At 74.4% G+C, this 24,594-nt stretch carries 20 protein-coding genes; 12 read left to right on the top strand and 8 right to left on the bottom strand.

All coding sequences use genetic code 11. From position 1 onward, the window contains the following. Positions 1-130: 130 nt before the first annotated feature. Together IFT77_RS05910 and IFT77_RS05905 are read left to right on the top strand one after the other, a co-directional pair. Positions 131-769, top strand: a complete 639-nt coding sequence (locus IFT77_RS05910) for a hypothetical protein (protein WP_192042695.1) — start codon at positions 131-133, stop codon at positions 767-769. A 174-nt stretch (positions 770-943) separates the two neighbouring features. After that, positions 944-2,152 carry a GAF domain-containing protein gene (locus IFT77_RS05905; RefSeq protein ID WP_192169419.1) on the top strand — a complete coding sequence of 403 codons (1,209 nt, stop codon included), beginning with the start codon at positions 944-946 and terminating at the stop codon, positions 2,150-2,152. On the opposite strand, the gene IFT77_RS05900 is transcribed toward IFT77_RS05905, so the two are convergent. Beyond that, positions 2,149-5,184, bottom strand: a complete 3,036-nt coding sequence (locus IFT77_RS05900; protein WP_192169418.1) for a DEAD/DEAH box helicase family protein — start codon at positions 5,182-5,184, stop codon at positions 2,149-2,151. The two genes, IFT77_RS05905 and IFT77_RS05900, sit on opposite strands and share 4 nt — an antisense overlap. Positions 5,185-5,550: 366 nt before the next feature. Between IFT77_RS05900 and IFT77_RS05895 the strand changes: the two genes are divergently transcribed. The 5 genes from IFT77_RS05895 to IFT77_RS05875 all read left to right on the top strand — a co-directional run bounded on the left by IFT77_RS05895 (position 5,551) and on the right by IFT77_RS05875 (position 10,653). Then, positions 5,551-6,336 (top strand): response regulator transcription factor, encoded by a 786-nt coding sequence (locus IFT77_RS05895; protein WP_197980407.1) that lies wholly within the window; start codon positions 5,551-5,553, stop codon positions 6,334-6,336. Further along, positions 6,333-7,697, top strand: coding sequence for a HAMP domain-containing sensor histidine kinase (locus IFT77_RS05890; RefSeq protein ID WP_192169417.1), 1,365 nt, complete (start codon positions 6,333-6,335; stop codon positions 7,695-7,697). Before IFT77_RS05895 ends, IFT77_RS05890 begins: the two co-directional genes overlap by 4 nt. Positions 7,698-7,785: 88 nt before the next feature. Beyond that, positions 7,786-9,126, top strand: coding sequence for a glycosyltransferase (locus IFT77_RS05885; protein ID WP_192169416.1), 1,341 nt, complete (start codon positions 7,786-7,788; stop codon positions 9,124-9,126). Next, positions 9,123-10,109 (top strand): SDR family NAD(P)-dependent oxidoreductase, encoded by a 987-nt coding sequence (locus IFT77_RS05880; protein ID WP_192169415.1) that lies wholly within the window; start codon positions 9,123-9,125, stop codon positions 10,107-10,109. The genes IFT77_RS05885 and IFT77_RS05880 overlap by 4 nt, the downstream gene beginning before the upstream one ends. A 199-nt stretch (positions 10,110-10,308) precedes the next feature. Next, positions 10,309-10,653 carry a hypothetical protein gene (locus IFT77_RS05875; RefSeq protein WP_192042702.1) on the top strand — a complete coding sequence of 115 codons (345 nt, stop codon included), beginning with the start codon at positions 10,309-10,311 and terminating at the stop codon, positions 10,651-10,653. Positions 10,654-10,684: 31 nt separating this feature from the next. Here the strand turns inward: IFT77_RS05875 and IFT77_RS05870 are convergent, their stop codons facing one another. The 4 genes from IFT77_RS05870 to IFT77_RS05855 all read right to left on the bottom strand — a co-directional run bounded on the left by IFT77_RS05870 (position 10,685) and on the right by IFT77_RS05855 (position 15,222). Further along, complete coding sequence (locus tag IFT77_RS05870; protein WP_123546825.1) at positions 10,685-11,032, bottom strand: LysR family transcriptional regulator; 348 nt, start codon at positions 11,030-11,032, stop codon at positions 10,685-10,687. 121 nt (positions 11,033-11,153) lie between these two features. Further along, positions 11,154-11,981 (bottom strand): ferritin-like domain-containing protein, encoded by an 828-nt coding sequence (locus tag IFT77_RS05865; RefSeq protein ID WP_123546824.1) that lies wholly within the window; start codon positions 11,979-11,981, stop codon positions 11,154-11,156. A 23-nt stretch (positions 11,982-12,004) separates the two neighbouring features. After that, positions 12,005-14,404 carry an SDR family oxidoreductase gene (locus tag IFT77_RS05860; protein ID WP_192169414.1) on the bottom strand — a complete coding sequence of 800 codons (2,400 nt, stop codon included), beginning with the start codon at positions 14,402-14,404 and terminating at the stop codon, positions 12,005-12,007. Continuing rightward, a complete protein-coding gene (locus IFT77_RS05855; RefSeq protein WP_192169413.1) occupies positions 14,401-15,222 on the bottom strand; it encodes a hypothetical protein in 822 nt (273 codons plus the stop codon). The genes IFT77_RS05860 and IFT77_RS05855 overlap by 4 nt, the downstream gene beginning before the upstream one ends. 86 nt (positions 15,223-15,308) lie before the next feature. Between IFT77_RS05855 and IFT77_RS05850 the strand changes: the two genes are divergently transcribed. From IFT77_RS05850 to epsC, 5 genes are all read left to right on the top strand, one after another. Further along, a complete protein-coding gene (locus tag IFT77_RS05850; protein ID WP_192169412.1) occupies positions 15,309-16,130 on the top strand; it encodes an SDR family oxidoreductase in 822 nt (273 codons plus the stop codon). After that, positions 16,127-17,143, top strand: coding sequence for a lysophospholipid acyltransferase family protein (locus tag IFT77_RS05845; protein ID WP_192169411.1), 1,017 nt, complete (start codon positions 16,127-16,129; stop codon positions 17,141-17,143). Before IFT77_RS05850 ends, IFT77_RS05845 begins: the two co-directional genes overlap by 4 nt. Continuing rightward, complete coding sequence (locus tag IFT77_RS05840) at positions 17,140-18,846, top strand: FAD-binding oxidoreductase (RefSeq protein ID WP_371740948.1); 1,707 nt, start codon at positions 17,140-17,142, stop codon at positions 18,844-18,846. Before IFT77_RS05845 ends, IFT77_RS05840 begins: the two co-directional genes overlap by 4 nt. Positions 18,847-19,231: 385 nt before the next feature. Further along, positions 19,232-20,170, top strand: coding sequence for a cysteine synthase A (cysK, locus tag IFT77_RS05835; protein ID WP_192042708.1), 939 nt, complete (start codon positions 19,232-19,234; stop codon positions 20,168-20,170). Position 20,171: 1 nt separating this feature from the next. Next, entirely contained in the window at positions 20,172-20,723 is a 552-nt protein-coding gene (gene epsC / locus IFT77_RS16785) for a serine O-acetyltransferase EpsC (RefSeq protein WP_192042709.1), read from the top strand. 211 nt (positions 20,724-20,934) lie between these two features. On the opposite strand, the gene IFT77_RS05825 is transcribed toward epsC, so the two are convergent. The 3 genes from IFT77_RS05825 to IFT77_RS05815 form a co-directional block, all read right to left on the bottom strand. Then, positions 20,935-21,288, bottom strand: a complete 354-nt coding sequence (locus IFT77_RS05825; protein ID WP_192042710.1) for an MmcQ/YjbR family DNA-binding protein — start codon at positions 21,286-21,288, stop codon at positions 20,935-20,937. Between the two features lie 229 nt (positions 21,289-21,517). Then, the gene (locus IFT77_RS05820; RefSeq protein ID WP_192042711.1) at positions 21,518-22,660 is read right to left on the bottom strand and encodes an acyltransferase; all 1,143 of its coding nucleotides are present in this window, start codon (positions 22,658-22,660) and stop codon (positions 21,518-21,520) included. Between the two features lie 311 nt (positions 22,661-22,971). Continuing rightward, positions 22,972-24,561 carry an MFS transporter gene (locus IFT77_RS05815; protein WP_192169410.1) on the bottom strand — a complete coding sequence of 530 codons (1,590 nt, stop codon included), beginning with the start codon at positions 24,559-24,561 and terminating at the stop codon, positions 22,972-22,974. Positions 24,562-24,594 lie beyond the last annotated feature (33 nt).

Here is a 24,594-nt window from a genome sequence, read left to right as displayed (position 1 = left end):
GACCGATGATTCGTCGCGGTCCCGGCACCGGGTCTTTAATCAGGGAGGCGCCGTGTCAGGACGGCCCGGTCGACGAGGAGCAGGTCATGGCAGCGGCAGCAGCACCGGCGGCAGCAACGGGGGAGGCGTCGTGAGGTGGCGGAGCACGCGCGGCAGCGCCGGCCCCGCGAGCCCGGACCCGGCGCCGGTCGACCCCGAGGCCCTCGAGCGCGCCGTCGTCGAGGGCCTGCTGATCTCGCGGGCCGCCGCGATCGTCTCGGTCGCCAACCGCATCGTCGTGCGTGCGCTGCGCGACGACGACGTCTTCGACCACGGCGAGACCGCCGCCTCCGTCCGTCGCACGCTGCACCGCCTCGCCGAGGAGCAGCGGTACCAGAACCGCCGCATCGGGGAGGCGCGCCAGAAGGCGCTCCGCTCCAAGGGCCGCTCCCGGCACCAGCACGACTACCGCAAGGGCGACGACGAGACCCTCTGGTTCCGCGAGAAGACGTACACGGCCGTCGCGGACCGGCTGGACGCCCTGCGCGACGACGCCGAGTACGTCGACGACATCGTCCAGACGGCGGTCGCCCGTGCCTGGGGGGACGTCGGCGCGGCCGTCGTGACCCGGGTGCGTGCCGCCTCCGTCGTCGTCGACGCCGCCTACGGCGAGGCCCGGGCCGAGCGGCTCGCCGGCCTGGACGACGACCTCGCCGAGCTGAGGGCGCAGGCGGCGTCCCGGCCTGCTCCGACGACGGGGGCCGACCCCTCGTCCTCGTCCTCCTCCTGACGGGCCCGTCGTCGTCCTCTCCGTCTTCCCGACGAGATCGGGCCCGCCCCGAGCGGGGGCTTGCCCGGAGTCCCCCGCGCGAGCATCATCGACTCACCCCACTCGCCATGCCCGGGCGACCACGCCGCCCTGGCTCCCCTCGATCACGCCCGTCGTCCGGGTCGGAGTACCCGCATGCGCCGCCTCCCCCTCCCTCTCGTCCGGGCCTGGGTCCGCGCGCGCTACCGCGTGGTCGACGAGCTGCTCTCGACGCCGAGCCCCGACGACCACCCGAGCGGCCACGCCCCGGGCACGGATCCCGACCGCGTCCTCGTGCTGGGCAACGGTCCCGCCGTCGGCTGGGGCGTCCGCAGCCACGACCTCGCCCTGCCGGGCACGCTGGCCCGCGCCCTGTCGGCGCTGACCGGCCGCGGCGCCGACGTCGACGCGCTGGCCGACGCCGACGTGTCCGTCGCGACCGCCGCCTCCTTCGTCCGGGGTCGCGACCTCGGCCGCTACGACGCCGTCGTCGTCGTGCTGGGCGTGAGCGACGCGCTGCGGCTGGTCCCGCGGTCGCGCTGGGCCGCCGGGCTCGCGGCCCTGCTCGACGCCCTCGAGGAGGAGGTCGACGCGTCGTGCGAGATCGTCGTGACGGGGATCCAGCCGCCGAGCTCGGTGCCGAAGTTCGCCCTGCGCTGCGGCGGCGTGGTGGACGCCCACGCCGACGAGCTCAACCGCGCGACCACAGAGCTCTGCGCGGCCAGGGCCCGGGTGTCGATGGTGTGCCCGCCCGGCCCCGTCGCCGCGCCCGAGGGCCTCGGGGAGCCGACCCGCACCTCCGTCCCCTACCCGGCCTGGGCCGCAGCCCTCGCCGCGGTGGTCGCGCCGCTGGTCGACGCCGCGCTCGCCGCGGGGAGCACGGCGCGGACCGCCCGCGAGGCGCCCCAGACCGACGAGACGCGCATCGCCGCCGTCCGCGCCCTCGGGCTGCTCGACACCCCGGCCGAGAAGCGGTTCGACGACATCGTCGAGCGGGCACGGGTGCTGCTCGGCGCCCAGGGGGCCGCGTTCTCGCTCATCGACGACGGGCGCCACTGGAACAAGTCGGTCGCCGGGTCGTCACAGGTGGAGGTGCCCATCGCGTCGTCCTTCTGCTCGCAGACCGTGCGGACCGGCACCGCGATGGTCGTGCCCGATGCCTGGCGCGACGACCGCTTCGTCTCGCACCCGAGCGTGCGGTTCTACGCCGGGCACCCGGTCGAGAGCCCGGACGGCGTGCGGATCGGCGCCCTCTGCGTCGTCGACGCCGAGCCGCGGAGCGCCGAGAGCGTCGATCTCGTGCTGCTGCGCGAGCTGGCCCTGCAGGTGCAGCGCGAGCTGCGGGTCGTGCCGGTCGGCGGCTAGGACCACTGTTCCCGCACGAACGGCTCGCGGGGCGTGCCCGCGAGGGCCCGCCGCGCCCGCGAGACCCGCACGAGGTCGTCGGGGGAGTCCATCTCGTGCAGACGGCAGGGCCCGACCCTGCGCGACCAGTCCGCCGCTAAGGCCTCCGCGTCGGCGCGACGCCGGCCGATCTGGGTCGGCACCGGCACGTGCCGGACGCGGCGCGAGAGCGCCCGGTGGAGCAGCAGGGCGACCGTGAGCAGGGGGCGTCGCCAGGCGTCCGAGATCTCGCCGCGCTCCGCCTCGAGCAGGAAGCGCGGGTTCCCGACCGGGCCGAACAGCTCGGCCATCGCCGTCGCCACGGTCTTCTGGTCGTCTGGTGAGCCGCCCGAGACCGCGACCTCGAACGACGCCGTCGTCCCGAGCGGACCCGGACGGGCGACGACGGACAGGTCGCCCTCGCCGTAGGCCGGCACGCGGCCGGCCCTGTGCAGGCCGTCCACGACGACGCGAGCGACGCGGCGGTGGGCCTCCGCCGTCGAGAAGAGCTGGCGGCTCGCGAGCACGAGCTGGCGCCAGACGGGCCGCACGGCCCAGACGACGATGCCGGCGGCGACCACGCTGGCCGCGATCCCCGGGCCGGTGCCGAGGCGCCAGCCCTGGCTCAGCACGTTCGCCGAGCCGAGCAGGCCGGCGACGGCGAGCAGGGCCACGGCGATCAGCGCCAGCTCGAAGGTCGGCCCGCTGCGGAACGGGACGCGTCCGGGGGAGTCGACCACCGCGACCGTCGACTCGCGGTCCGCGTACGGCTCGCCGACGCGCCACGCCCGTCGGGTCGCCTCGCGGGACGGCATGACGGCCTCCACGGCGCCGTTCAGGTCGGCGACCGTCCTCGGCGGGCGCACCTTGCCGACGATCTGTCCGAGGAGGGCACGGTGCTCGTCGGTCAGCGCTGTCTCGAGGCCCCTCACCACCTCCGTGTCGTCCGACCGGAGCAGGCCCCAGAGGCGGCTGTGCTTCCGCGCGAGCCGGCTCACGTCGGGCGCCGCGTCGAGCGTGGTCGTCGCGGGCAGCACGGCCGTCACCGTCCAGTTGTGGGCGACCTTCTCGGGCCACGCCGGGTCCAGCCGCAGGGTGCGACCACGCAGCTGCTGCGTCGCGGACGACGTCGCGACCGCGGTCAGGTCGATCAGCGTGTTGACCGACGGGCAGTCCCAGCCCTCCCCGAGCAGGCCGCGGGTGCCGACGACGAGCCGCACCGTGCCGTCGGTGAGCAGGCGGGAGACGGCGGCCACCACGGCCGCCGAGCCGTGCCCGGCGGTGTCGAGCTGCCGCACGTCCGGCGCGCCGGGAGTCCGGTCGGGCACGACCTCGACCGGCAGCGGGTCGCCGTCGGCGCGGCCGAGCGCCGCGGTCAGGGCCGGCACGACGACGTCGAGGTCCCGTGCGGCCACCCGGAGGTGCCGGGCCGTCACGAGGACCGGCCGGAGCCGCGAGGTGGTCGGGTCGGCCACCACCGCGTCGAAGGTCCGCAGCGCACCGGCCGGCGGCCCGTCGGAGCCGTGCTTGTTGCCGTGCACGGCGTGGTCGGTCACGACCACGGCCTTCACGAGCGGGCCGGTCGGCTGGTCGAGCTCGAGGCGCAGGACGTCGCCCACGGCGGCGTCCTTGGCCGCGGACGAGGCGAGCAGGGTGTCGATCGGGTCGCGGGCCCGGCGCACGCCCCGATCGGTGAGCGTGTAGCCGAGGTCGACGAGCACGCGCTTCAGGCGCCGCCACTCGTCGCCGCGAGCCGGGTCGGGCAGCAGCCGGTCGAGGCCCCAACGGGCGAGGAGGCGGATGCTCTGCTCGGTGTCCGGGGCCCGCCGGGCGGCCTCGTGGAGGAGGGGGACGAGCGGGTGCGTCGGCTGCAGGTCGAAGAGCATGCGGGCTGCCGACTCCGCGACGGGGAAGTCGGCGGCGAAGGCCGCGGCGACCCGCTGCTCGTCGGTCGCGGGGCGGGCGCCGTCACCGGCGACGGCGTCGTCGCGGTCGCCCCGCAGCTGCTGCTCGAGCCACGCGGTGCCGTCGGGGGTGGCGAGCGACTCGCGGACGAGCCCGACGAGCTGCTCCTCGTGCCCGCGCAGGAACTGCAGCTCGGCCTCCGTCGGCTCGACGAACCAGACGTGGTCGCGGTACGGCGCGAGGTTCCCCTCCTTCACCACGGCCGGCGTCGGCACCTCGTAGTCGACCTCGCCGAGCAGCGACGTGTAGAGGTCGTACGAGTCCTGGTCGTCCGACGACGGCAGCGTCGCCGTCAGTCCGATCAGCAGGGGCGTCCCGCCGGCCTGTCGGATGCGGCTCGCCAGGTAGGCGACGACCAGCGCCCAGTGGTCGAGGAGGTGGTGGCACTCGTCGAGCACGACGGTCTCGACGCCGTGCGACACGAGCCGGTCGACGAGCTCGCGGGCGTTCGGGTGCAGGGCCCCGGCGAGCAGCTCAGGGTCCTCCCGGGCCAGCTGGCGGCGCATCGCCCGCGAGCGGCGGGCGACCCCGGCGCGGTGCTCGTCCGGGTTCGAGGACCGCAGGTCGTCGATCCACCGGGCCGCCGCCTCCTCGTCGCGACCCCCGGCGACGAGCTCGCGCGTCCACGCCTCGACTGCGAGGTCGGTCAGCGGGGAGCCCGTCTCGAGCACGCTGAGCATCTGGTACGTCAGGGCGGTGACGTCGCCGAGGGCACGCGGGTCGTCGGAGACCTGGCCGTCGGCGCCCTCGAGGGCGTCCGCCGAGCGGACCCACTGCGCTCGGATCGTCGCGGTCGGCGCCAGGACGAGCGTCCGGGTGCCGCGTCGGGCGGCGAGCAGGAGACCGAGCAGGGTCTTGCCCGAGCCGGGCGGGGCCATGACGTGGAGGGGCTCGCCCGGGACGACGGGCACCCGGTCGAGCACGTCGGCCTGGTAGCGGCGCAGCTCGCCGGCGAACCGCCAGGAGCTCAGCGGGCCGGGGGTCGCCCCCGCGGCGGGTCGCTCGTGCGCAGCGCCTCGGTCGCGCGCTGCGTGCTCGTCGGTCGTCATGCGGCCCTCCCCCCAGGACGCCGCGAGTCTACCGAGGGCCGCGGGCCCGGTCATGGGCCTGGGCTCGCGACCCGTGTCGAGCGTTCAGGAGGCGGCGTCGCGTCGGCCTGGTCTGGGAGCGTCGCCGCGCGTCCGGCGACACGGTCTCCTGACTCCTCGACGCAGTCGGGCTGCGGTCGCCCAGCCCCTCCCGACATGTCTCATGCGATGCTGGCGGTCCGACCCGTCCTCGCGGGGAGGTCGGCCGGCACGTGAGCGTGCACGAACACGGATGCGGATACGGACACGGACACGCACGACGAGAACGGGAGGCGCCGGGTGGCACGAGGCGACGGCGACACGACGCGGCAGGCGACGGTGTTGGTCGTGGACGACGACCCGAACGTGCTGCTCGGGGTCCGGGTGGCCCTCGAGACGGACGGGCACCGCGTCGTGGCCGCGGCGGACGGGCGGTCGGCGCTGCTCGCCGTCGCCGAGCACGACCCCGACGCCGTCGTGCTCGACCTGGCCATGCCGTTCCTCGACGGGGCGGCGGTCTGCCGCACCCTGCGAGCGGCGGGCGACGGCGTGCCCGTCCTGGTGCTCACGGCCCACCACCGGCCCGCCGAGCGCGTCGCCGGGCTCGACGCCGGCGCCGACGACTACCTCGGCAAGCCGTTCGACGTCGACGAGCTGCGCGCCCGGGTCCGGGCCCTGCTGCGGCGGGCTCCCGGCGGTTGGGGCGGTCAGCCGGACCAGGCCGGAGCAGCAGCCGCGGCCGGCGCGGGGACGAGAGCCGGTGCCTGGCCCCGGTGGCGCGGGGTCGTGCTCGACGAGAGGGGGCAGCGGCTCGTCCGGGAGGACGCGACCGGCACCGCGGCAGGCACGCCGGCCTCCGTCGAGCTGACCCGGATCGAGGCGGGCCTCGCCGGGCTGCTCTTCCGCGACCCCGGGCGGGTCCGCATCCGCGACGAGCTCGTCGCGGTCGTCTGGGCCGACCGGCCGCCGCCCGCGTCGAACGCCCTCGACGTCGCCGTCAGCTCGCTCCGCCGCAAGCTGGCGCAGGTCGTGCACGAGCCGGCCGACGGTCAGCCGGAGGGCACCGGCGACGGCTCGGCCGCCCGCCCCGTCGTCCGCGCCGTGCGCGGCCTCGGCTACCGGCTCGAGCCGTGACCGCGCGACGTGGTTCGCTCCGGCGCCGGGTCGCCGTCCTGGTCGCCGGATCGGTGGCCGTCGCGGTGGTGCTCGTCGCCGTCCTGACCTGGCTCGTCGTCTCGAGCCAGGTCCGCGCCTCCCTCGACACGGCTCTCGACCGCGAGGCGACCCGCGTGCAGCGCCTGGTCCGGGTCGACGCCGACTGGACCGGCGAGGGCAGCGAGCAGTGCCGCTACGCGGCCGAGCCCGCGTGCGTCCGGCTGGTCGAGACCGCCGACGAGGTCGGGAGCGGCACGGGGCCCCTGCAGACGACGGAGGCGGCCCTCGCGGTCGCCCGCGGGGACCAGCCGCGCGTGCGCTGGACGGCCGGGCCGGTACGGGTGGTGGCCGTCCCGACCCGGCCGGGCGAGGCCGCCCTCGTCGGGGTCCCGACGCGCCAGGCCGACCTGGCCCTCGCCCGGACGGCCGTCGCCCTCACGGCGACGGGCGGCGTCGGCGTCGTCCTCGCGGGCCTCCTCGGCTGGGCGGCCGCGACCGTCGGGCTGCGTCCGGTCCGGCGCCTCGACGAGGCCGTCCGCCGCGTGCGCGACAGCGCCGACCCGCACGACCACGTCGACCTCGCCTCGACCTCGCGGGACGACGAGCTCGGCCGGCTCGCCGTCGCCGTCGACTCGATGCTCGTCGAGCTCGCGGCCGCCGACGACGCGCAGCGCGCGTTCGTGGCGGACGCCTCCCACGAGCTCAGGACGCCCCTCACCACGCTCCGCACGAACGTGCAGCTGCTCACGGCCGACCGCCCGCTCCGACCCGAGACGAGGGCCGCCCTGTCGGCGGCCCTCGGCGAGGAGGTGGCGGCGATGACGCGCACCGTCGACGACCTCGTGGAGCTCGCGGGCGACGACCGGCCGCGCACGGCCGAGCTGGTCGTCGAGGACGTCGTCGCGGCAGTCCGGGAGGCGGTCGCGGCCACGTCCCGGCGCGCTCGGGGCGTGGAGGTGCGGACGGACCTGCCGGACGCGCCCGTGGGCGTGCGCGTCCCCGCGGGACGGCTGGGGCGCCTCCTCGACGTCGTGCTCGACAACGCCGTCAAGTACGGGGCCGGGGGAGCCGTCGAGGTGCGCGTCGTGAGCGGGACGCCGGGCGACGGCGTCGTCGTCGTCACGGTGTCCGACCACGGCGTGGGCATCCCCGCGGACGAGCGGGAGCGGGTGTTCGACCGGTTCCACCGGGCACCGGCCGCCCGCGGGCTGCCCGGCTCGGGGCTCGGCCTCGCCATCGCGGCCCAGGTCGTCGCGCGGGCCGGCGGCACGATCACGGCCGAGGCGCGCTCCGACGGCGGTGCCGGCACGACGATCCGGCTGGTGCTCCGCGCGGGCTGACCTGGTCGCCGCGCAGGGGAAGCGCGATCCGAGCCCCTGGGCGGCCGCACCTCACGTTCGCCTCACGCAGGCGACCGACCCTTGCGGCATGTCATCCACCACCTCGAGACGCGCCCGCTCGACCCCGCAGGTCGACCGCCTCCGCGTCGTCGTCGCCGCCGGGGGCACCGGCGGCCACGTGTTCCCCGGCATCGCGGTCGCCGCGGCCCTCCAGCGACGGGTGCCGGAGGCGGTCGTCACCTTCGCCGGCACCGCGGACCGGCTGGAGGCGACCCTCGTCCCCGCGGCCGGCTACGAGCTCGACACGACGCCGATGGTCGCGTTCCCCCGGCGGCCGGGCCTCGCGGCGCTGCTGTTCCCCGCACGGTTCGTCCGCTGCGTGCTCGGGGCACGCCGGCAGCTGCGCCGACGAGGCGCCCAGGTCGTCGTCGGGGTCGGCGGCTACCCGAGCGTGCCGGCCGTCGTCGCGGGCTGGACCCTGCGCCTGCCGGTGGTCGTGCACGAGTCGAACGCGACGCCCGGGCTCGCCAACCGTCTGGCGGCACGGCTGTCGGGACGGGTGGCCTGTGCGTTCGACCCGGCGTCCGCCGGGCTCGGCGCCCGGGCGGAGGTGCGGCAGGTCGGCATCCCGATCCTCCCGGCCCTGGCGGCGTGCGACCGGGAGTCCCTGCGGGGGCCGGCACGCGCCTCCTGGGGCGTCGAGGACGACGAGCTGCTCGTCGTCGTCTCGGGCGGCAGCCTGGGGGCGGCGTCCCTCGACCGCGCCGCGGTGGAGCTCGCGTGCGCGGCGGTCGCGACCGGTGCGACCGGCACGACCGGCACGTCCAGGGCGGCCGACGCCGTCGACGCCGTCGGGGCCCTGCACGGCCGTCGGCTGCGGCTCGTCGTCAAGGCGAGCCCGACCCACGTCGCGAGCCTGCGCGCCGCGCTCGCGCGGGGCGGCGGCGACCAGGTGGCGGAGGTCGTCGAGCACATCGACGACATGGCGGCCGCCTACTCGGCGGCGGACGCGGTCGTCGTCCGCGGCGGGGCGTGCACCGTGGCGGAGATCGAGCACCTCGGCGTCCCCGCGGTCGTCGTGCCCCTGCCGAGCGCGACGGACGACCACCAGACCGCCAACGCGGAGGCGCTCGCCGCGTCGGGTCGGGCCCCGATCGTCATCGTCCGCGACGGCGACCTCGACGGCGAGACGCTCGCGGCGGCGCTGGCCAGCGTGGTCGCGCTCGCCGAGGCCCGTCTGCCGAAGGACCCCGACTCCGGCTCGGCCCCACCGCGCGGCGCCTCGCCGCACGCCGACGCCGCCGACGCGGTCGCCCGGTGGGTCGTCGAGCTCGCGCCTCCCGCCTCCTCGGTCGACGCGCCTCCCGCCTCCTCGAACTCCTCCTCCACCCCCACCTCCACGAACACCACCGAAGGGACCACTCGATGAACGACACCACCTGGCAGGGCCGCACCGTCCTCGTGACCGGAGCGGAGGGCTTCATCGGCTCGGCGCTCGTCGACGAGCTCGTCGCCGTCGGCGCCCACGTGCGCGCCCTCTGCCACTACAAGCCCTACGGCGCCGCGGGCAACCTCGCCCGGTACGCGTCCGACCACCGCGTCGAGCTGCTCGCGGGCGACGTGCGCGACCCGTTCGTGGTCGACGAGGCCGTGGCCGGGGTCGAGGTCGTGTTCCACCTCGCGGCCCTGATCGGCATCCCGTACTCGTACACGGCGCCCGAGTCGTACGTGCAGACCAACGTCGTGGGGTCGCACGCCGTCGTCGCCGCCTGCCGCCGGCACGGGGCGCGCATGGTGCACACGTCGACCTCCGAGACGTACGGCAGCGCGCTGCGCGTGCCGATGGACGAGAGCCACCCCGCGCAGCCGCAGTCGCCGTACGCGGCCTCGAAGATCGCCGCCGACGCGATGGTGCTCTCGTACCACGCGTCCTTCGGCACCGAGGTCGCGGTCTGCCGCCCGTTCAACACCTACGGCCCACGGCAGAGCGCACGAGCCGTCATCCCGACGATCCTGCGCCAGCTCGCGGCCGGAGCCGACGAGATCCGGCTCGGGGCGACCACGCCGACCCGCGACTTCACCCACGTCTCGGACACGGTCGCCGGGTTCCTCGCGGTCGGCTCCTCGGACGCGGCGCTCGGCCGGGCCGCCAACCTCGGCACCGGCCAGGAGATCAGCATCGGCGCGCTGGCCGAGCTGCTGATCCACGTCAGCGGCCGGGACGCCCGCGTCGTCGTCGACGAGGCACGGCTCCGGCCCGAGGGCAGCGAGGTCGACCGGCTGCTGTCCGACAACGGGCTCGCGCGGAGTCTCGGCTGGGAGCCGCTGACGAGCCTCGAGGACGGGCTCCGCGACACCTGGCGCTGGGTGCTCGGCACCGACGAGCCGGGTGCGACCCGCTACGCGGTCTAGCCGCGGCGGCGAGCCGCGTCGAGCTCGTAGGAGACGCCGTCGCGGACGTGCCCCGTGCCCCGACCTCGGGCCCGCCGTCGACGCCGTCTCCTGAATCGTCGACACGGGACCCGGGGCGGCGCGGTGCGAGGCGCGGCGGTTCGGGGCGGTGCCGTGCGAGGCGGGGGCGGTGCCGTGCGGCGCGCGGCAGACTGGCCGCATGGCCGACGCACCCGCACCCCTCGTCACCCCCGACGGTCGCTACCTCGTCGTCCGCGGGCGGCTCTGGCGCCGCACGGACCCGTCGCTGCCCGAGCAGCGCCGGGCCGAGCTGGTGCACGAGCTGATGGAGGCGCGGCGCGCGAAGAAGACCGCGCTGGACGACGACGACGACGCCGAGGCCCGCGAGGCCGCCCGGGCCCGCGTCGACGCCGCGAAGACGGCCCTCGGCGAGCGGGGCCCGGTCTGGTGGGACGACGACGCCCCCGACGAGACCCGCCGCATGGCCGAGAACACCCGGTACGCGGACTGGTTCGCGGAGACGAGCGGCGGCGAGGCCGGCTAGCGCCCCTGGCGCCCTGTGACCCCTAGCGCCCCTAGCGCCCCTGGCGCTTCTTGAACGGCTTCGGCTGCCCCTTGACCGCCGGGGTGCGCCCCTTGCCCTTCGACGCCTTGGCCTTGCCGCCGGCCGGGGGAGCAGGCGGCGCGGGCGGTGTCGAGGGGCTGGCCAGCTCCTCCTCGGCGACGACCACGGCCGCGCGGCCCGCCTTGGTCAGGCGGTAGGGCGAGGCGTCACGGTCGAACAGCTTCTGCCCGAACTCGAGCTCGAGCGCCTCGATCGACGACTCGAGCTTCTGCCGCGAGATGCCGAGCTTGTCGGCCGCGACGGGGAAGTGCAGCACCTCGGCCGCGACGAGGAAGTGCCTCAGGTGGCTCGTCTTCACGTGGTGTCGCCTCTCGCTGGTCGGCCGGGTGCCCGACCGCCCCAGACTAACGGAGCCGCAGGCCGCCCCGCCGAGGCGGGACGACCTGCGGCCGAGGGGACGAGCAGTTCCGGCGGGGACGTCAGGCGACGCTGACCGAGCCGCCCGCGGCGGGGCCGTGCGTGACGCCGAGCCCGTCGAGCGCCTTCTGGAAGATCGTCAGCCCCGACATGCCGGGCAGGTTCGAGATGTTGGCGTCGAGCTTCTCGGCGGCCTTGCGGCCCTCCTCGCCGCTCATGAGCTGGCCGAAGACGAACTTCACGTCGTCGAGCTCCATGATCGACGAGCCGACGGGCGCCCAGACCTTCTGCAGCAGGAAGCGGGTCAGCTTCTGCGCCTTCTTGCTCTTGAGCAGGCGCTCACGGGCCTGCGAGACGTAGAACGCGACGTGGCGCGACTCCTGGCGGGCGATGCGCACGAGCAGCTCGGCGAGCACCGGGTCCTTCTCGAGGGCGGCCATCCGCTTGTACGCGGCGACGGCCGAGTACTCGTTGGCGGCGCCCCACGACATGTGCACGGCCACGAAGTCCGAGCCGACGAACTTGCCGAGCAGGCCCTGCTTGACGGGGTCGAGCTTGTCGCGCCAGCCGAGCTTGAGCCGGTTCGCACGCAGCTGGTCGTAGTCGACCTTCTCGCCGTGCACCTCGAGGATCGCGGCCAGGGCCTCGCCGTGCCAGAACTCCTCGCGGTTCCACATGGTCATGAAGGTCGAGACGTCGCCCTCCTTGTGCGAGGGCGTCGTCAGCAGGTCACGGGTGTAGCAGACCGTGTGGTACTCCACGTCGGCCATGTAGCGCAGCGTGCGGAGGGAGTCCGGGCTGAGCGGGTTCTCCTTGAAGTGGTCCAGGTCGAGGTCGTCCCAGGTGATGCGCTCGCTGGTGGCGGCGAACTTGTCGATGTCGAATGCCATGTGGCGTGAGGAGGCGCGGGTCGTCAGACCCTGTCTCCTTCTCCTTTCGAGGTGGTGCCGACGGCGGGGGCCGTCGATGTTCCGGACGCGGACGAACCGCGGGCACGCGACCAATCTCGGATGCTCCATCTTCTTCGGAGCGCCTCGCGTGCGAGATTGGCGTCGGGGTTGACGGCAGACGGGTTGCCGAGCATCTCGAGCCACGCCAGGTCGGCGTGGCTGTCACCGTACCCGTACGACCCCGAGAGGTCGATTCCCTCTTCGAGGGCCCACTGCGCGAGCCACGCGGCGCGGGCCTCGTCGACGAGCGGCGGCTGGGCGAGGTAGCCGGTGAGGACGCCGTCGCGCTCGTGCATCGTGCTCGCGACGACCTCGTCGAAGAGGTGCGCGATGGGGGTCGCGAGGGTGCCGATAGAGCCCGTGACGAGCACGGTGCGGTGCCCGGCGGCGCGGTGCTCGGCGATGCGCGCGAGCGCCTCGGGCAGGGTGTGCCGGCGGACCGTCTCGGCGTAGCCGGCCGAGCGGACGACGCCCTTCAGGCGCGAGACGGGCATGCCGGCGTAGCGGCGGAGGAACGCCCGGATGAACTCGCCCCGGTCGCGCCCCTCGGCGCGCAGGTAGGCGGGCAGCCCGGTCAGCAGCGACGCGACCTCGGCGGGCCAGGCCGCCTTGCGGAAGCCGTTCGAGCGCACCCAGAGGTACTGCTCGACGATGTTCGAGTCGAGCACGGTGCCCTCGAGGTCGAAGACGGCGACGACGTCGGTGCGCCGCGGCAGGGCCCGGGCGTCGAGCACGGCCCCGGCCGCGGCGGGACGCACCGAGAACGCCCGGGTCATCGCCGTGATCGACGGGAAGTGCACGGTCTGGAAGTAGTCCTCCCAGTCGATGTCCGTCACGTCGAAGCCGATGTCGGCCGGCGCCTCCTCGGGGAGGCCGTCGTGCAGGGCGCGCGTGCGGCGGTCGTCGAAGATGATCTCGGACTGCACGTAGTGCCGGTACAGGTCCGTGAGGCTCTGCAGCGACTCGAGGTCGGCGCGCCGCGTCTGCACGCCCGTGAGGGCCGTGCGGGTGCGGGTCGTCGAGGGCAGGCGAACGAGCACGCGCTCGCGCCAGTCGTTCGCGCGCTGAGCGGTCCGGATCGCGCCCTCGACCTTGCGGACGCCGGGGAAGTCCCAGGTCGGCACGGGGATGTTCGTGTGCTCGTCGCGCGGCAGCGGGTTCGCCGTGAAGAACGTCTTGAGGTTGTCGAACATCCGCAGGATCGGGAACGGGTTGCTGTTGCCCGACGCGACGTGGAAGTACTGCGGCTCGGGCGCCGAGGCCGGGGCAGCAGCGCCGGCGGCGGCGCCGACGGCGTCGTCGTCGCGGGCCGAGGAGGCGCCGGCCGGGTTCGCGGCCACGGCCAGGATCACGTTCACCACGTAGTCGACCGGCACGATGTCGAGCACGCTGTCGGGCACCCCGGGGAACTCGGGCAGCAGGCCGCGGGCGTACGACATGATCAGCGGGTCGGCGACCTTGAAGCCGTCGATCCAGCCCGGGTAGGGGTGGCGGAGGGCGCTCTCGACGATCGCGGGCCGGACGACGGACAGCCGGTGGCCCTCGGCCGCCCAGATCTGCTCGGCGGCGCGCTCGGCGAAGGCCTTGGTCAGCGTGTAGACGTCGGTCCAGCCGAGGGTCTCGGCGCGGGTGCGCCCGTAGTCGACGAGACGGGCGGCCACCCAGGCGACCCGCGCCTCCTCGGCTGCCGCCGCGACGGCCTGCGGGCCGGTCTTGCCGTGGCCCGCCCGGCCCTCGGCCAGGAACCCGCGGAGCGTCTCGGGCTGGCGCGACGCCGCCTCGACGCGGGCGCGGGCGTCGCGGGCGGCCGCGTGCTCGGCGCGCCAGTCGACGTCGTGGCGGAGCGCCGCCTCGGGGAAGACGCCCTTGCGGATGCCCCCCACGTAGGCCGTCGAGACGTGGACGACGTGCGGGTCGCCGCCCGCCGCGACGAGCGCCTCGTAGAGGCCGACGGCGCCGCCCACGTTCGTGTCGAACGCCTGGTCGATCGGCGGGTCGAACGACACGGTCGACGCGCTGTGGATGACGACGTCGAGGTCGCTCGGCAGGGCGGGCAGCGCGCCGAGGGAGCTCTCGACGACCCGCAGCCGCTCGGTCAGCGCGCGCTCGACCTCGTCCGCCCCGACGCGCTCGCGCCACGACGCGAACACGGGCTTCTTGAGGAGGTGCCGCAGACGGGCCAGGGCCGACGTGCCGGCCTTGGGGCGGATGAGCAGCGTGACCGTCGTGTCGGGGTGCGACGACAACAGCCGCTCGAGGATGGCCTGGCCGACGAAGCCGGTGCCGCCGGTCAGCAGCACGTGCGCCGAGCCGAGGCTGGTCACGGTCGAGCCGGGGACGGAGGAGGGGGCAGGGACGGTCATGCGGTGAGCTTTCGGGTCACGGCGGCGCCCACGGAGGCGTCGAGTCCGGGCAGGGAGGCGACGCGGTCGCCGACGGCGTCCGCCCGCAGGTGGCCGGCGGCGCCGCCCCACACCGCGGCGTCGAAGAAGGTGCGCTCGGCGTCCGAGCGCTCGACGGCGCCCAGCGGCCAGACGGCCGTCGACAAGGAGACGCGGGTCTGCTTCACGGCACGGGCCGAGTCCTCGAGGCGCCAGCGGGCCTCGACGTCGAAGAACTCCTCGTGCCGCGCCTTGACGGTGCGGAGGCGTTTGACGATCGCCGTCAGCGCGGGGCTGTCGGCTCGCTCGACGAGGACGTCGTACGCGTGCCGCATCACCCACTCGTCGACGAGGCCGGTGGTCATGTGCACGGCCACGATGGGCACGCCGCGTCCGATCGCCTCGATCGCGCGCGTGATCGGGCCGCGCCGCTCGACGGCCTCGGCGGGGCTGTGTCGGCGGGGCCCCTCCTCGACGTCCTTGAGGCGCGGCTCGCCGTTCGCCTCGAGCACGGCGTCGACCGCGTCGGCGATCCAGTACTTCTCGAACGCCCAGGTCACGAGGAACGCGGTGACGCGAGCATCTTTGTGCGTGGCGGTGACGAGCAGGTTGCGGAGGTGCTCCATCGTCGCGCTCTCGAGGCGGCCGAGGTGGCGCAGGAGGCGGAGCTCGTCCGGGCCGAGCGGCGCGGCCTCGAAGGGTGCCAGGTCGAGCTCGGCGCGGAGCGTGCCCTGGGCGGTCAGGGTGAACTCGCGGATGTCGAAGGCGCTCGAGTCGTAGGGGTCGCGATCGGTCGTCATGGCTGTGTTCCTCCGGGGGACCTCATCGCGGTGGTGAACGGGACACGATGCACGCAGTTTCCCGACAAGACCGTATCGTAAGCGGCATGGCAACAGCGCTCGTCACCGGGGGCACGTCCGGCATCGGAGCCGAATTCGCCCGTCAACTCGCCGCCCGCGGCTGGGACCTCGTCCTGGTCGCCCGCGACCCCGCCCGACTCGACCTGACCGCCCTCGAGCTGAGGGCCCTCGGACGCGACGTCGAGGTGCTCTCCGCCGACCTCGGCGACCGTGCCGACGTCGACCGGGTGGCCGCCCGGCTCGCCGAGGTGGACCGTCCCGTCGACCTGCTCGTCAACAACGCCGGCTTCGGCGTGCACGAGCCGCTCACGAGCACGGACACGGCCGTGCACGACCGGGCGTTCGAGGTGATGGTGCGGAGCGTGCTGGTGCTGTCGGCGTCCGCGGGGCGCGCGATGCGCCTCCGTGGCTCCGGCCACATCGTCAACGTCGGCAGCGTCGCGGGCTTCATGGCGATGGGCAGCTACTCGTCGATCAAGGCGTGGGTCAACTCGTTCAGCGAGGGCCTCGCGGTCGAGCTGAAGGGCACCGGCGTGGGCGTCACGGTGCTGCAGCCGGGGTGGGTGCGCACGGAGTTCCATCAGCGCGCCGGGATCCGGGCGTCGTCCATACCCAACTCGATGTGGCTCAGCGCCGAACGACTGGTGTCCGCGTGCCTGCGCGACGTCGAGAGAGGCAAGGTGGTGTCCATGCCCACGCTTCGGTACAAGGTGCTGATCGCCTTGGTCAAGCACGCCCCGGGCAGCGCCGTGCGCGCCGTGTCCGGCGCGATCTCGTCGAGCCGCCGTGCGCCCGCGGACGCCGTCGCCGGCGGTGCTGCCGGCACGGACGCTCCGGTGGAGCGGTGACGGTGGCGCGCGACGAGCGACCCGACGAGACCGAGCAGGCCGCCGAGGCGGAGTCCGTCTCCTCGTCGTCCGCTGCGTCGTCGTCCGCCGCCGCCGACGCTCGTGCGGCTCGCCCGCGCCGCGACGCCGTGGCCCGCGCCGCCGTCGACGTCAAGGACCGCTTCAGCTCGCGCGGCCACGCGATGGCCCGCTACGTCGCCCAGCGCGTCGTCCTCAAGCCCACGATCTGGTCGATCACGAGCGTCACCGTCATCGACCGCGACCGGCTCAAGGGCGTCGAGGGCGGCTTCATCGTGGTCGCCAACCACTCGAGCCACCTCGACGCGCCGCTCATCCTCGGCGCCCTGCCACGGCGACTCGCCCGCTACCTCGCCACCGGTGCCGCCGCGGACTACTTCTTCGACGTGCCGTGGCGCCGCAAGCTGACCGAGCTGTTCTTCAACGCGTTCCCCGTGCAGCGCGGGTCGTCGACCGCGACCCCGGCGGGCACGCCCGGGTCGCCGACGCCCCAGGCGCCAGGGGCCGTGGCAGCCGCAGCCGCCGCCGCGGCCGCGCACCCCTCGACGGGCGCGACGGCGATCCCGTCCGCGGCGCGCCGCAAGGCCGCCGCCAAGGTCGCCGCCCGCCGCCGCGCCGGCCAGCCGACCGTCAGCGCCCGCTCGCTGCTCGAGCGCGGCTACCCGGTGCTGGTGTTCCCGGAGGGCACGCGGTCCAAGGACGGCACCGTCGCCTCCTTCAAGCCCGGTGCCGCGGCGCTCGCCGCCGCCTGCGACGTGCCGATCATCCCGCTCGCGCTGATCGGGGCGCACATCGCGCACCCGCGCGGCTCGAGCTGGCCGCGGCCCGGCCGGCTGCCCGTCGGCGTCGCGTTCGGCGACCCGATGCGTCCCGAGCCCGGCGAGACCCCCCTCGACTTCTCCGCTCGGCTCCGCGCCGAGGTCCTGCGTCTCAAGGACGCGAACACCGCCCGCATCCTGGGCCCCGAACACCCCTCTGAAGGAGCACGACCGTGACCGACGTCCAGAACAAGCCCCAGACCACGGCCGCCGACCACGGCGTCGCCCACATGAAGTGGTGGGGCTGGGGCGTCGAGGGCGTCGCGTTCCACCACGAGGACAAGCCCGGGTTCGCCCCGTTCGTGAAGAAGATCGTCGGCGTCGAGCTGACCCAGGGCCAGCACGACACGGGCCTCGACTTCGCCCAGCTGACCGTCCCCGCCTCGCGCGCCTCGGCCGAGGTGCTCGACTCGCTCGTGCAGATCGTCGGGCCCGGGCACGTCGACCAGGGCGACCACGACCGCGTCGTGCACACCTACGGCAAGAGCATCCGCGACCTGATCCGCATCCGCGCGGGCATCCTCGAGCGCGTGCCCGACCTGGTGGTCTACCCCGCCGACGAGGCCGAGGTGCAGCAGATCGTCGACCTCGCCGTCGCGAGCGACGTCGTGCTGATCCCCTTCGGCGGCGGCAGCAACATCGTCGGCAGCCTCGAGCCGATGCCGACCGAGGAGCGCACCGTGGTCTCGCTCGACATGGGCCGCCTCTCGAAGGTGCTCGACATCGACGAGGACGGCGGCCTCGCCCGCATCCAGGCCGGCGGCCAGGGCCCCGACCTCGAGGAGCAGCTGAACGCGCGCGGCTGGACCCTCGGCCACTTCCCGGACAGCTTCACGCACTCGACCATGGGGGGCTGGGTCGCGACCCGCTCCTCCGGCATGCAGAGCGACAAGTACGGCGACATCGCGGACATCACCAAGGGGCTGCGCGTCGTGCGCCCCGGGGGAGTCCTCGCGATCCGCGCCGTGCCGAGCGCCTCCACCGGGCCCTCGCTGCGCGAGATGATCATCGGCTCGGAGGGGCGCCTCGGCGTCATCACCGAGGTCACCGCCCAGGTGCACCGCCTGCCCGAGAAGCGCGAGATCCTCGCCTACCTGTTCCCGTCGTGGCACGACGGCCTGGCCGCCATGCAGGCCATCGCCGAGAGCGACGCGCGCCCGTCGGTGACCCGCGTCTCGGACGCCCACGAGACGGCGTTCTCGTTCGCGACCTCGAAGGCCAGCACGGGCATCTCGAAGGTCGTCAACGACGCGCTGCCCAAGGTGCTCAAGGCCAAGGGGTGGGACGTCGACGCGATGTGCCTGTCGTTCATCGGCTACGAGGGCAGCCCCGAGCACGTCGCCCAGACCCAGAAGGCCGTCGCCAAGATCGTCAAGGCGAACAAGGGCATGGGCGTCGGCAAGGGCCCGGGCAAGCTCTACGACCAGAAGAAGTTCGACACGCCCTACCTGCGCGACTTCTTCATGGATCACGGAGGCGCGGCCGACGTCTCCGAGACCGCCGCGCCCTGGTCGAAGCTGCGCGCCGTGTCGTCGCGCGTCTACGCCGCCGCCAACCAGGCCTTCGACCAGATCGGCGTCCAGGGCTGGATCATGGGGCACCTGTCGCACTCGTACCACTCGGGCGCCTGCCTCTACTTCACGTTCGCCTTCGAGCACGGCGAGCAGGCCGAGGCGGAGTACGACGTCGTGAAGCACGCCATCCAGCAGGCGTTCATCGACACCGGCGCGACCGTGTCGCACCACCACGGGGTCGGCCTGGAGCACCAGCCCTGGCTGGCCCAGGACGTCTCGCCCGAGGGCGTCGCCGTCATGCAGGGGCTGTTCGACTCGGCGGACCCGGGGCGCGTCTTCAACCCGGGCAAGGTCACCGGCGCGTAGGCCCGCTTCTCGCCCGTCACTCGGGCTCGGCGCCCCGTCGCACCTCGTGTGCGGCGGGGCGTCGCGCTGTCGCGCCGTCGCACCGTGCGGCTGCGCGCTCGCGTTGTGCGTCGCGCGGCTGCGCTGTCGCGTCGCGCACTCGTGTCGAGGACTCAGGTGCGGGCGTCGTCAGGTCCGCAGCGTCCTCGGCGGGCCGGGCGGCGCCTCCTCCGTCTCCTGAGTCGTCGACGCACTGACGGTCCGCTCGAGCCGACGCGTCGACGGTCCGCCCGAGCCGACGCGTCGACGGTCCGCCGCCGGGCGTCATCTGGGGCGGCGGCGCAGGCCCGCTGCCTACACTGAGGTCTGTTCGTACGTACCGACCCACCTCACGGAAGAGACGCGCATGACCGGCATCCACGACGACATCACCTCCGCCTTCGGCGACACGCCCCTCGTGCGCCTCAACCGCCTGGCGGTGCCCGGCGGCGCCGAGGTCGTCGTGAAGCTCGAGTTCTACAACCCGGGCGCCAGCGTCAAGGACCGTCTCGGCGTCGCCATCGTCGACGCGGCCGAGGCGTCGGGCCAGCTGCAGCCCGGCGGCACGATCGTCGAGGGGTCGAGCGGCAACACCGGCATCGCCCTCGCCCTCGTGGGCGCCGCCCGCGGCTACCGCGTCGTGATCACGATGCCCGAGACGATGAGCGTCGAACGCCGCACCCTGATCAAGGCGTACGGCGCCGAGGTCGTCCTGACCCCGGGCGGCGAGGGCATGCGCGGCGCCGTCGAGCGCGCGAAGCAGATCGTCGACGAGACCGAGGGCGCCGTCTGGGCCCAGCAGTTCGAGACGCTGGCGAACGCCGAGATCCACCGCCGCACGACGGCGCGCGAGATCATCCGCGACACCGACGGCGCGATCGACTTCTTCGTCGCGGGCGTCGGGACCGGCGGCACGATCACGGGCGTCGGCCAGGTGCTCCACGAGGAGGTGCCGGGCGTGAAGGTCGTCGCCGTCGAGCCCGCCGACTCGCCGCTGCTCAGCGAGGGCAAGGCCGGACCGCACAAGATCCAGGGCATCGGCGCGAACTTCGTGCCGGAGGTGCTCGACCGGTCGCAGATCGACGAGGTCTTCCCCGTTCAGCTCGACGACGCCCTGCGCGTCGCTCGGGACCTCGGCACGAAGGAGGGCATCCTCTCCGGCATCTCGTCGGGCGCGATCGTGCACGCCGCCCTCGAGATCGCCGCCCGCCCCGAGAACGCCGGCAAGCGCATCGTCGCGATCGTCTGCGACACGGGTGAGCGCTACCTCTCGACGGTGCTGTTCCAGGACCTCGCGGACGCCTAGCGTGCGGCTGGTCGCGCGGCTCCGCGAGGACCTCGCCACCGTCCGGCGACGCGATCCCGCGGCCCGCGGACGGCTCGAGACGGCACTCGTCTACTCGGGGCTGCACGCGGTCTGGGCGCACCGCCTGACCAGCCGGCTGTGGCGTGCGGGAGGCGTGCCGCGCCTCCTCGGCTCGCGGTTCGTCGCCCGGGTGCTGTCGCAGGTCGCGCGGACGGCGACCGGAGTGGAGATCCACCCGGGGGCCGTGCTCGGGCGACGGCTCTTCATCGACCACGGGATGGGGACGGTCGTCGGCGAGACGGCGGTCGTCGGCGACGACTGCACGCTGTTCCACGGGGTGACCCTCGGGGGCAAGGGCGGCCGCGGCGTCGCCGGGCGTCGGCACCCGACGCTCGAGCGCGGCGTCACGATCGGCGCGGGCGCGGCGGTGCTCGGCGGGGTCGTGGTCGGTGCGGACAGCGTCGTCGGCGCGGGCGCGGTCGTCACGCACGACGTGCCGCCCGGGTCGGTCGCGGTCGGCGTGCCCGCCGTCGCACGGCCGCGGCGGCGCTAGCTCGCTGCTGTCGTTGGCGCTGCTCGTGCGCCTCGCCGTCTCCGCGTCGGGGATTCAGGTGCCGGCGTCGACGCTGGACTCGGGGCCCGGCTGGGCGGCGCAGGTCGTCGTCGTCCGCCTGAGTCCTCGACGGCGACGACGCGACGACGTGACGACGTGACGACGTGACGACGTGACGGACGACGGCACCGCTGCGCCGCGGGGCGGCCGCCTACACGAGCGGGCGCCGTGCCTTCGGCATGCCCGCGACCACGCGGTCGTACGAGTTGCCCACGAGGTCCTCGACCATGGTCGCGGGAAGGTCGCCCGACAGGTCGAGCGTGATCCAGTGCCGCTTGTTGAGGTGCCACCCCGGGGTGATCTCGGGGTGCTCGGCGCGCAGCTGCTCGGCGTGCTCCGGAACCGCCTTGAGCGAGACGGACGGCCTCTCGGCGTCGACGGGCACGAGGGCGAAGATCTTGCCGCGCACCTTGTACACGGCGATCTCGAGCCCGAACGGGAACGTCAGCTCGGCAGAGGGCTGCTCGGCGCAGATCGCCTGCACCTGCTCAGTCGTCGTCGGCATGGGCCCAGGATGCCATGCGCGGCAGATGCCCAGCCTGAGCCTGCCGCGGGCACGTACGTCCGCGCATCCGCGTCGCCCGTGTCCGAGCAACGGGACGAGTCGGCGACCGTGAGTCGCGATCGCCCGCGGAGCCGCGCGATGAGGTGGCCAGCAGTGCCGTGTCAGCCGTGCCGGCTGTGCCGTGCAGGCCCGGCCGTGCCAGCCGTGCCGCGTCGAGCACTGCCGACCGTCAGGCGTTCGTGAGCTCGCGCTCTGCTGCTGTCGTGCTCCGCGCCTCCTTGGCGGACGTGCCGAGGCGGTCCTTGAGACGGAGGGCTGGCCCCTCGACGAAGCGGTGCGAGAGGTACGCCGTCACGACGGACGCGGCGATCACGGCCACGATGCCGAGCGCCCCGGGGACGACGGGGGTGATGAGGGCGATGAAGACGACGTGCCACAGGTAGATCGGGTACGAGAGCGCCCGGCCGAACCAGGCCACGGGGCTGAGCGAGAGCACCCGGGCGGGGAGCGACGGTCGGGAGACGAGGCCGCCGATCAGCAGTGCCGACGCGATCGCGACGCCGGGCAACATCACGGTGAAGGTCGTCACGTTCTGCTGCCAGCCGCTGCCGATCGCCGCCAGGGAGCCGACGACGCCGGCGAGGCCGACCCAGGTGGCGACGCTGCCGAGGCGGCCTCGGAACAGCGCCTGCCCCTTCTCGGAGCCCATCACGAGCGCCAGTCCGCAGCCGAGCAACAGCGGGGCCACGTTCAGCACCGGGCTGAAGTAGATGTCGGGCGTCGACCCGCCCCCGGGCGCCTCGAAGAGGAAGCCCGACGCCACCACGGAGGCCACGACGAGCGCGCCGAGCACGGACACCATGACCCGGCGGGTGGCGACGACCGCGATGAGGAGCATGAGGAGGGGCGGCCAGACGATGTAGAACTGCTCCTCCATCGAGAGGCTCCACATGGGCGAGAACACGCCCTGCGATTCACCGAAGAACGAGCGGGCGACGTTGCCCGTGTAGGTGAGCGCGACCGCGGCCGCGCCGAGGGCGCTCATGGTCGAGCCCTGGTAGTCGCCGATCAGCCACCACAGGGCGACGCCGACCACCACCACGGCGAGCAGGGTCGGGTACAGGCGCAGGATCCGCCTCACCCAGAAGCGGCCCAGGCGGATGCGGCCCGTGCGGGCGTGCTCGCCGAGCAGCAGCGTCGTGATGAGGTAGCCGGAGAGCACGAAGAAGACGTTGACGCCCACGAATCCGCTGCCGAAGCCGGGCACGTGCAGGTGGTAGAGCACCACGAAGGCGATGGCGACCGTGCGCAGGCCGTCGAGCGGCAGGACGCGGTCGCGGCGCGTCGATGTCGTCGGAGAGGCGAGGGGCATCGGGCCAGTCTGCCTGGCGGACCTCCGATCTGCCCGGGTGCGGTCACCCCGAGGCGGCGGGGTGCGCTGGGCGGACAGGTGCGTCAGGCGCGTGGACGGGGCAGGCACGTCGAGCGTGTGGAGCGTGTCGAGCCCGTCGAGCCCGTCGAGCGCGTCGAGCGCGTCGAGCGCGTCGAGCGCGTCGACGATTCAGGAGGAGGTGGCGAGAGCGAGCAGGGAGCCTGCCGGGACGACGACAGGGCGTCGACGACTCCTGAGTCGTCGACGCCCTGCGTGGCCCGCGTGCCGAGGCGAGGCGCGCGCGCGGTGCGTCAGGCCGAGGGCGCCCCGGCGTGCTTGCCCGAGCCGCCGTGGCTGCCCGCTCCCGGACCCGCGTCTGCTGCGGATGCGGCGTCTCCTCCGGCCCCGGATCCGGCTCCCGAGGGGCGGCCGTGGCCGACCCGTCGAGGCAGGGCGAACACCAGCGCGAAGGCGACGAGCGCGAAGGCCGCGCTGACCCCCATGGCCGCGGCGGAGGCGTCGGTGAAGCCCGCGGCGCGACCCGCCGCCGTCGCCAGCTCGCGGCCGCCGGGCAGCGACCCGAAGAGCACGCTGCCGATGATGGCGATGCCCACCGCCGAGCCGATGCGCTGGATGGCGGAGATCACGGCGCTGGCCGAGCCGGCGTCCTGCGGGTCGACCGTGGCCACGATGAACTGGACGTTCGGGGCGATGAAGAAGCCGTTCCCGAGGCCGGCGACCAGCAGCGGGACCAGCAGGATCCAGTTGGTGAGGTCGGCCGGCTCGACGACGAGGAGGATGATCCACATCGCCCCGAGCCCGATCGTGACGAGAGCCGTCCCGAGCACGAGCACGTTGCGGCCGAGCTTCTGGGCGAGCTGGTTGCTCTGCGACGACGAGATGATGCTGCCGACCGCGAACGGGATGGCGACGGCGCCGGAGGCCAGGGCGCTGTTCCCGAGGCCCGACTGCCAGAGCAGCGAGATCGTGAAGAAGATGCTGGTGAAGGCCGCGAAGTACACGAGGGCCAGGACGACGCCGCCCGTGAACTGCGGGTGGGAGAACAGCTTGGGGGGCACCAGCGGCGTGCGTCCTCGGCGGGTGTAGGCCACCTCCCACAGGCCGAACAGCGCGAGCAGCACGAGGCCGCCGGCGATGCTCAGGTAGGTCCAGAGGGGCCAGCCCTCGTCCTGCCCCTGGATCAGCGGGACGAGGAGCGCGACGAACGCCGCCGACACGAGCAGAAGGCCGAACCAGTCGAGCCCGCGGTCGGGGCGAGGCACGGACTCGTCACGACGGGGGAGCAGCACGGCGGCCGCGATCAGCGTGATGATGCCGAAGGGCAGGTTCACGAAGAACACGAGACGCCAGCCGTGCTCGTCGCCGAACGCCTGGATGAGCAGCCCACCGATGATCGGCCCGAGGGCCGACGAGACGCCGATGACGGCTCCCATGATGGCGAAGGCCTTGCCGCGCGACCGCCCCGGGAACAGCAGCTGGATGAACGCCGTCACGGCCGGCACGAAGATGCCGCCCGCGAGCCCCTGCACGACGCGGAACACGACGAGCTGGTGGTCGCTCGTGGCCACGCCGCAGGCGAGGCTCGCGAGGGTGAAGAGCAGCACGCCCGAGAAGTAGACCCACTTGTGCCCGATGCGGTCGCCGATGCGGCCGGCCGGGATGAGCGTCAGGCCGAAGGCCAGCGCGTAGCCCGAGATGATCCACGAGAGGGTCGACTCGGAGGCGTCGAGGTTCGTCCTGATCGTCGGCAGCGCGACGTTGACGATCGTCGTGTCCAGCAGGGCGATGAACATGCCGAGCAGCAGCGCCGACAGGGCGAGCCACGACTGGCGGGGGATGGCGGGCGCCGGGGCGGCTGCCCGGGCGGTGGCGTCGGTCATGGAGGTGCCTTTCAGGGGGCAGGGTCGGGTGCC

Source organism: Frigoribacterium sp. CFBP 13729 (assembly GCF_014841875.1).
In the GTDB taxonomy this organism is placed as follows: domain Bacteria; phylum Actinomycetota; class Actinomycetes; order Actinomycetales; family Microbacteriaceae; genus Frigoribacterium.
The sequence above is the reverse complement of the archived record's forward strand: the minus strand, read 5'-3'. Positions and strand labels throughout refer to the sequence as shown.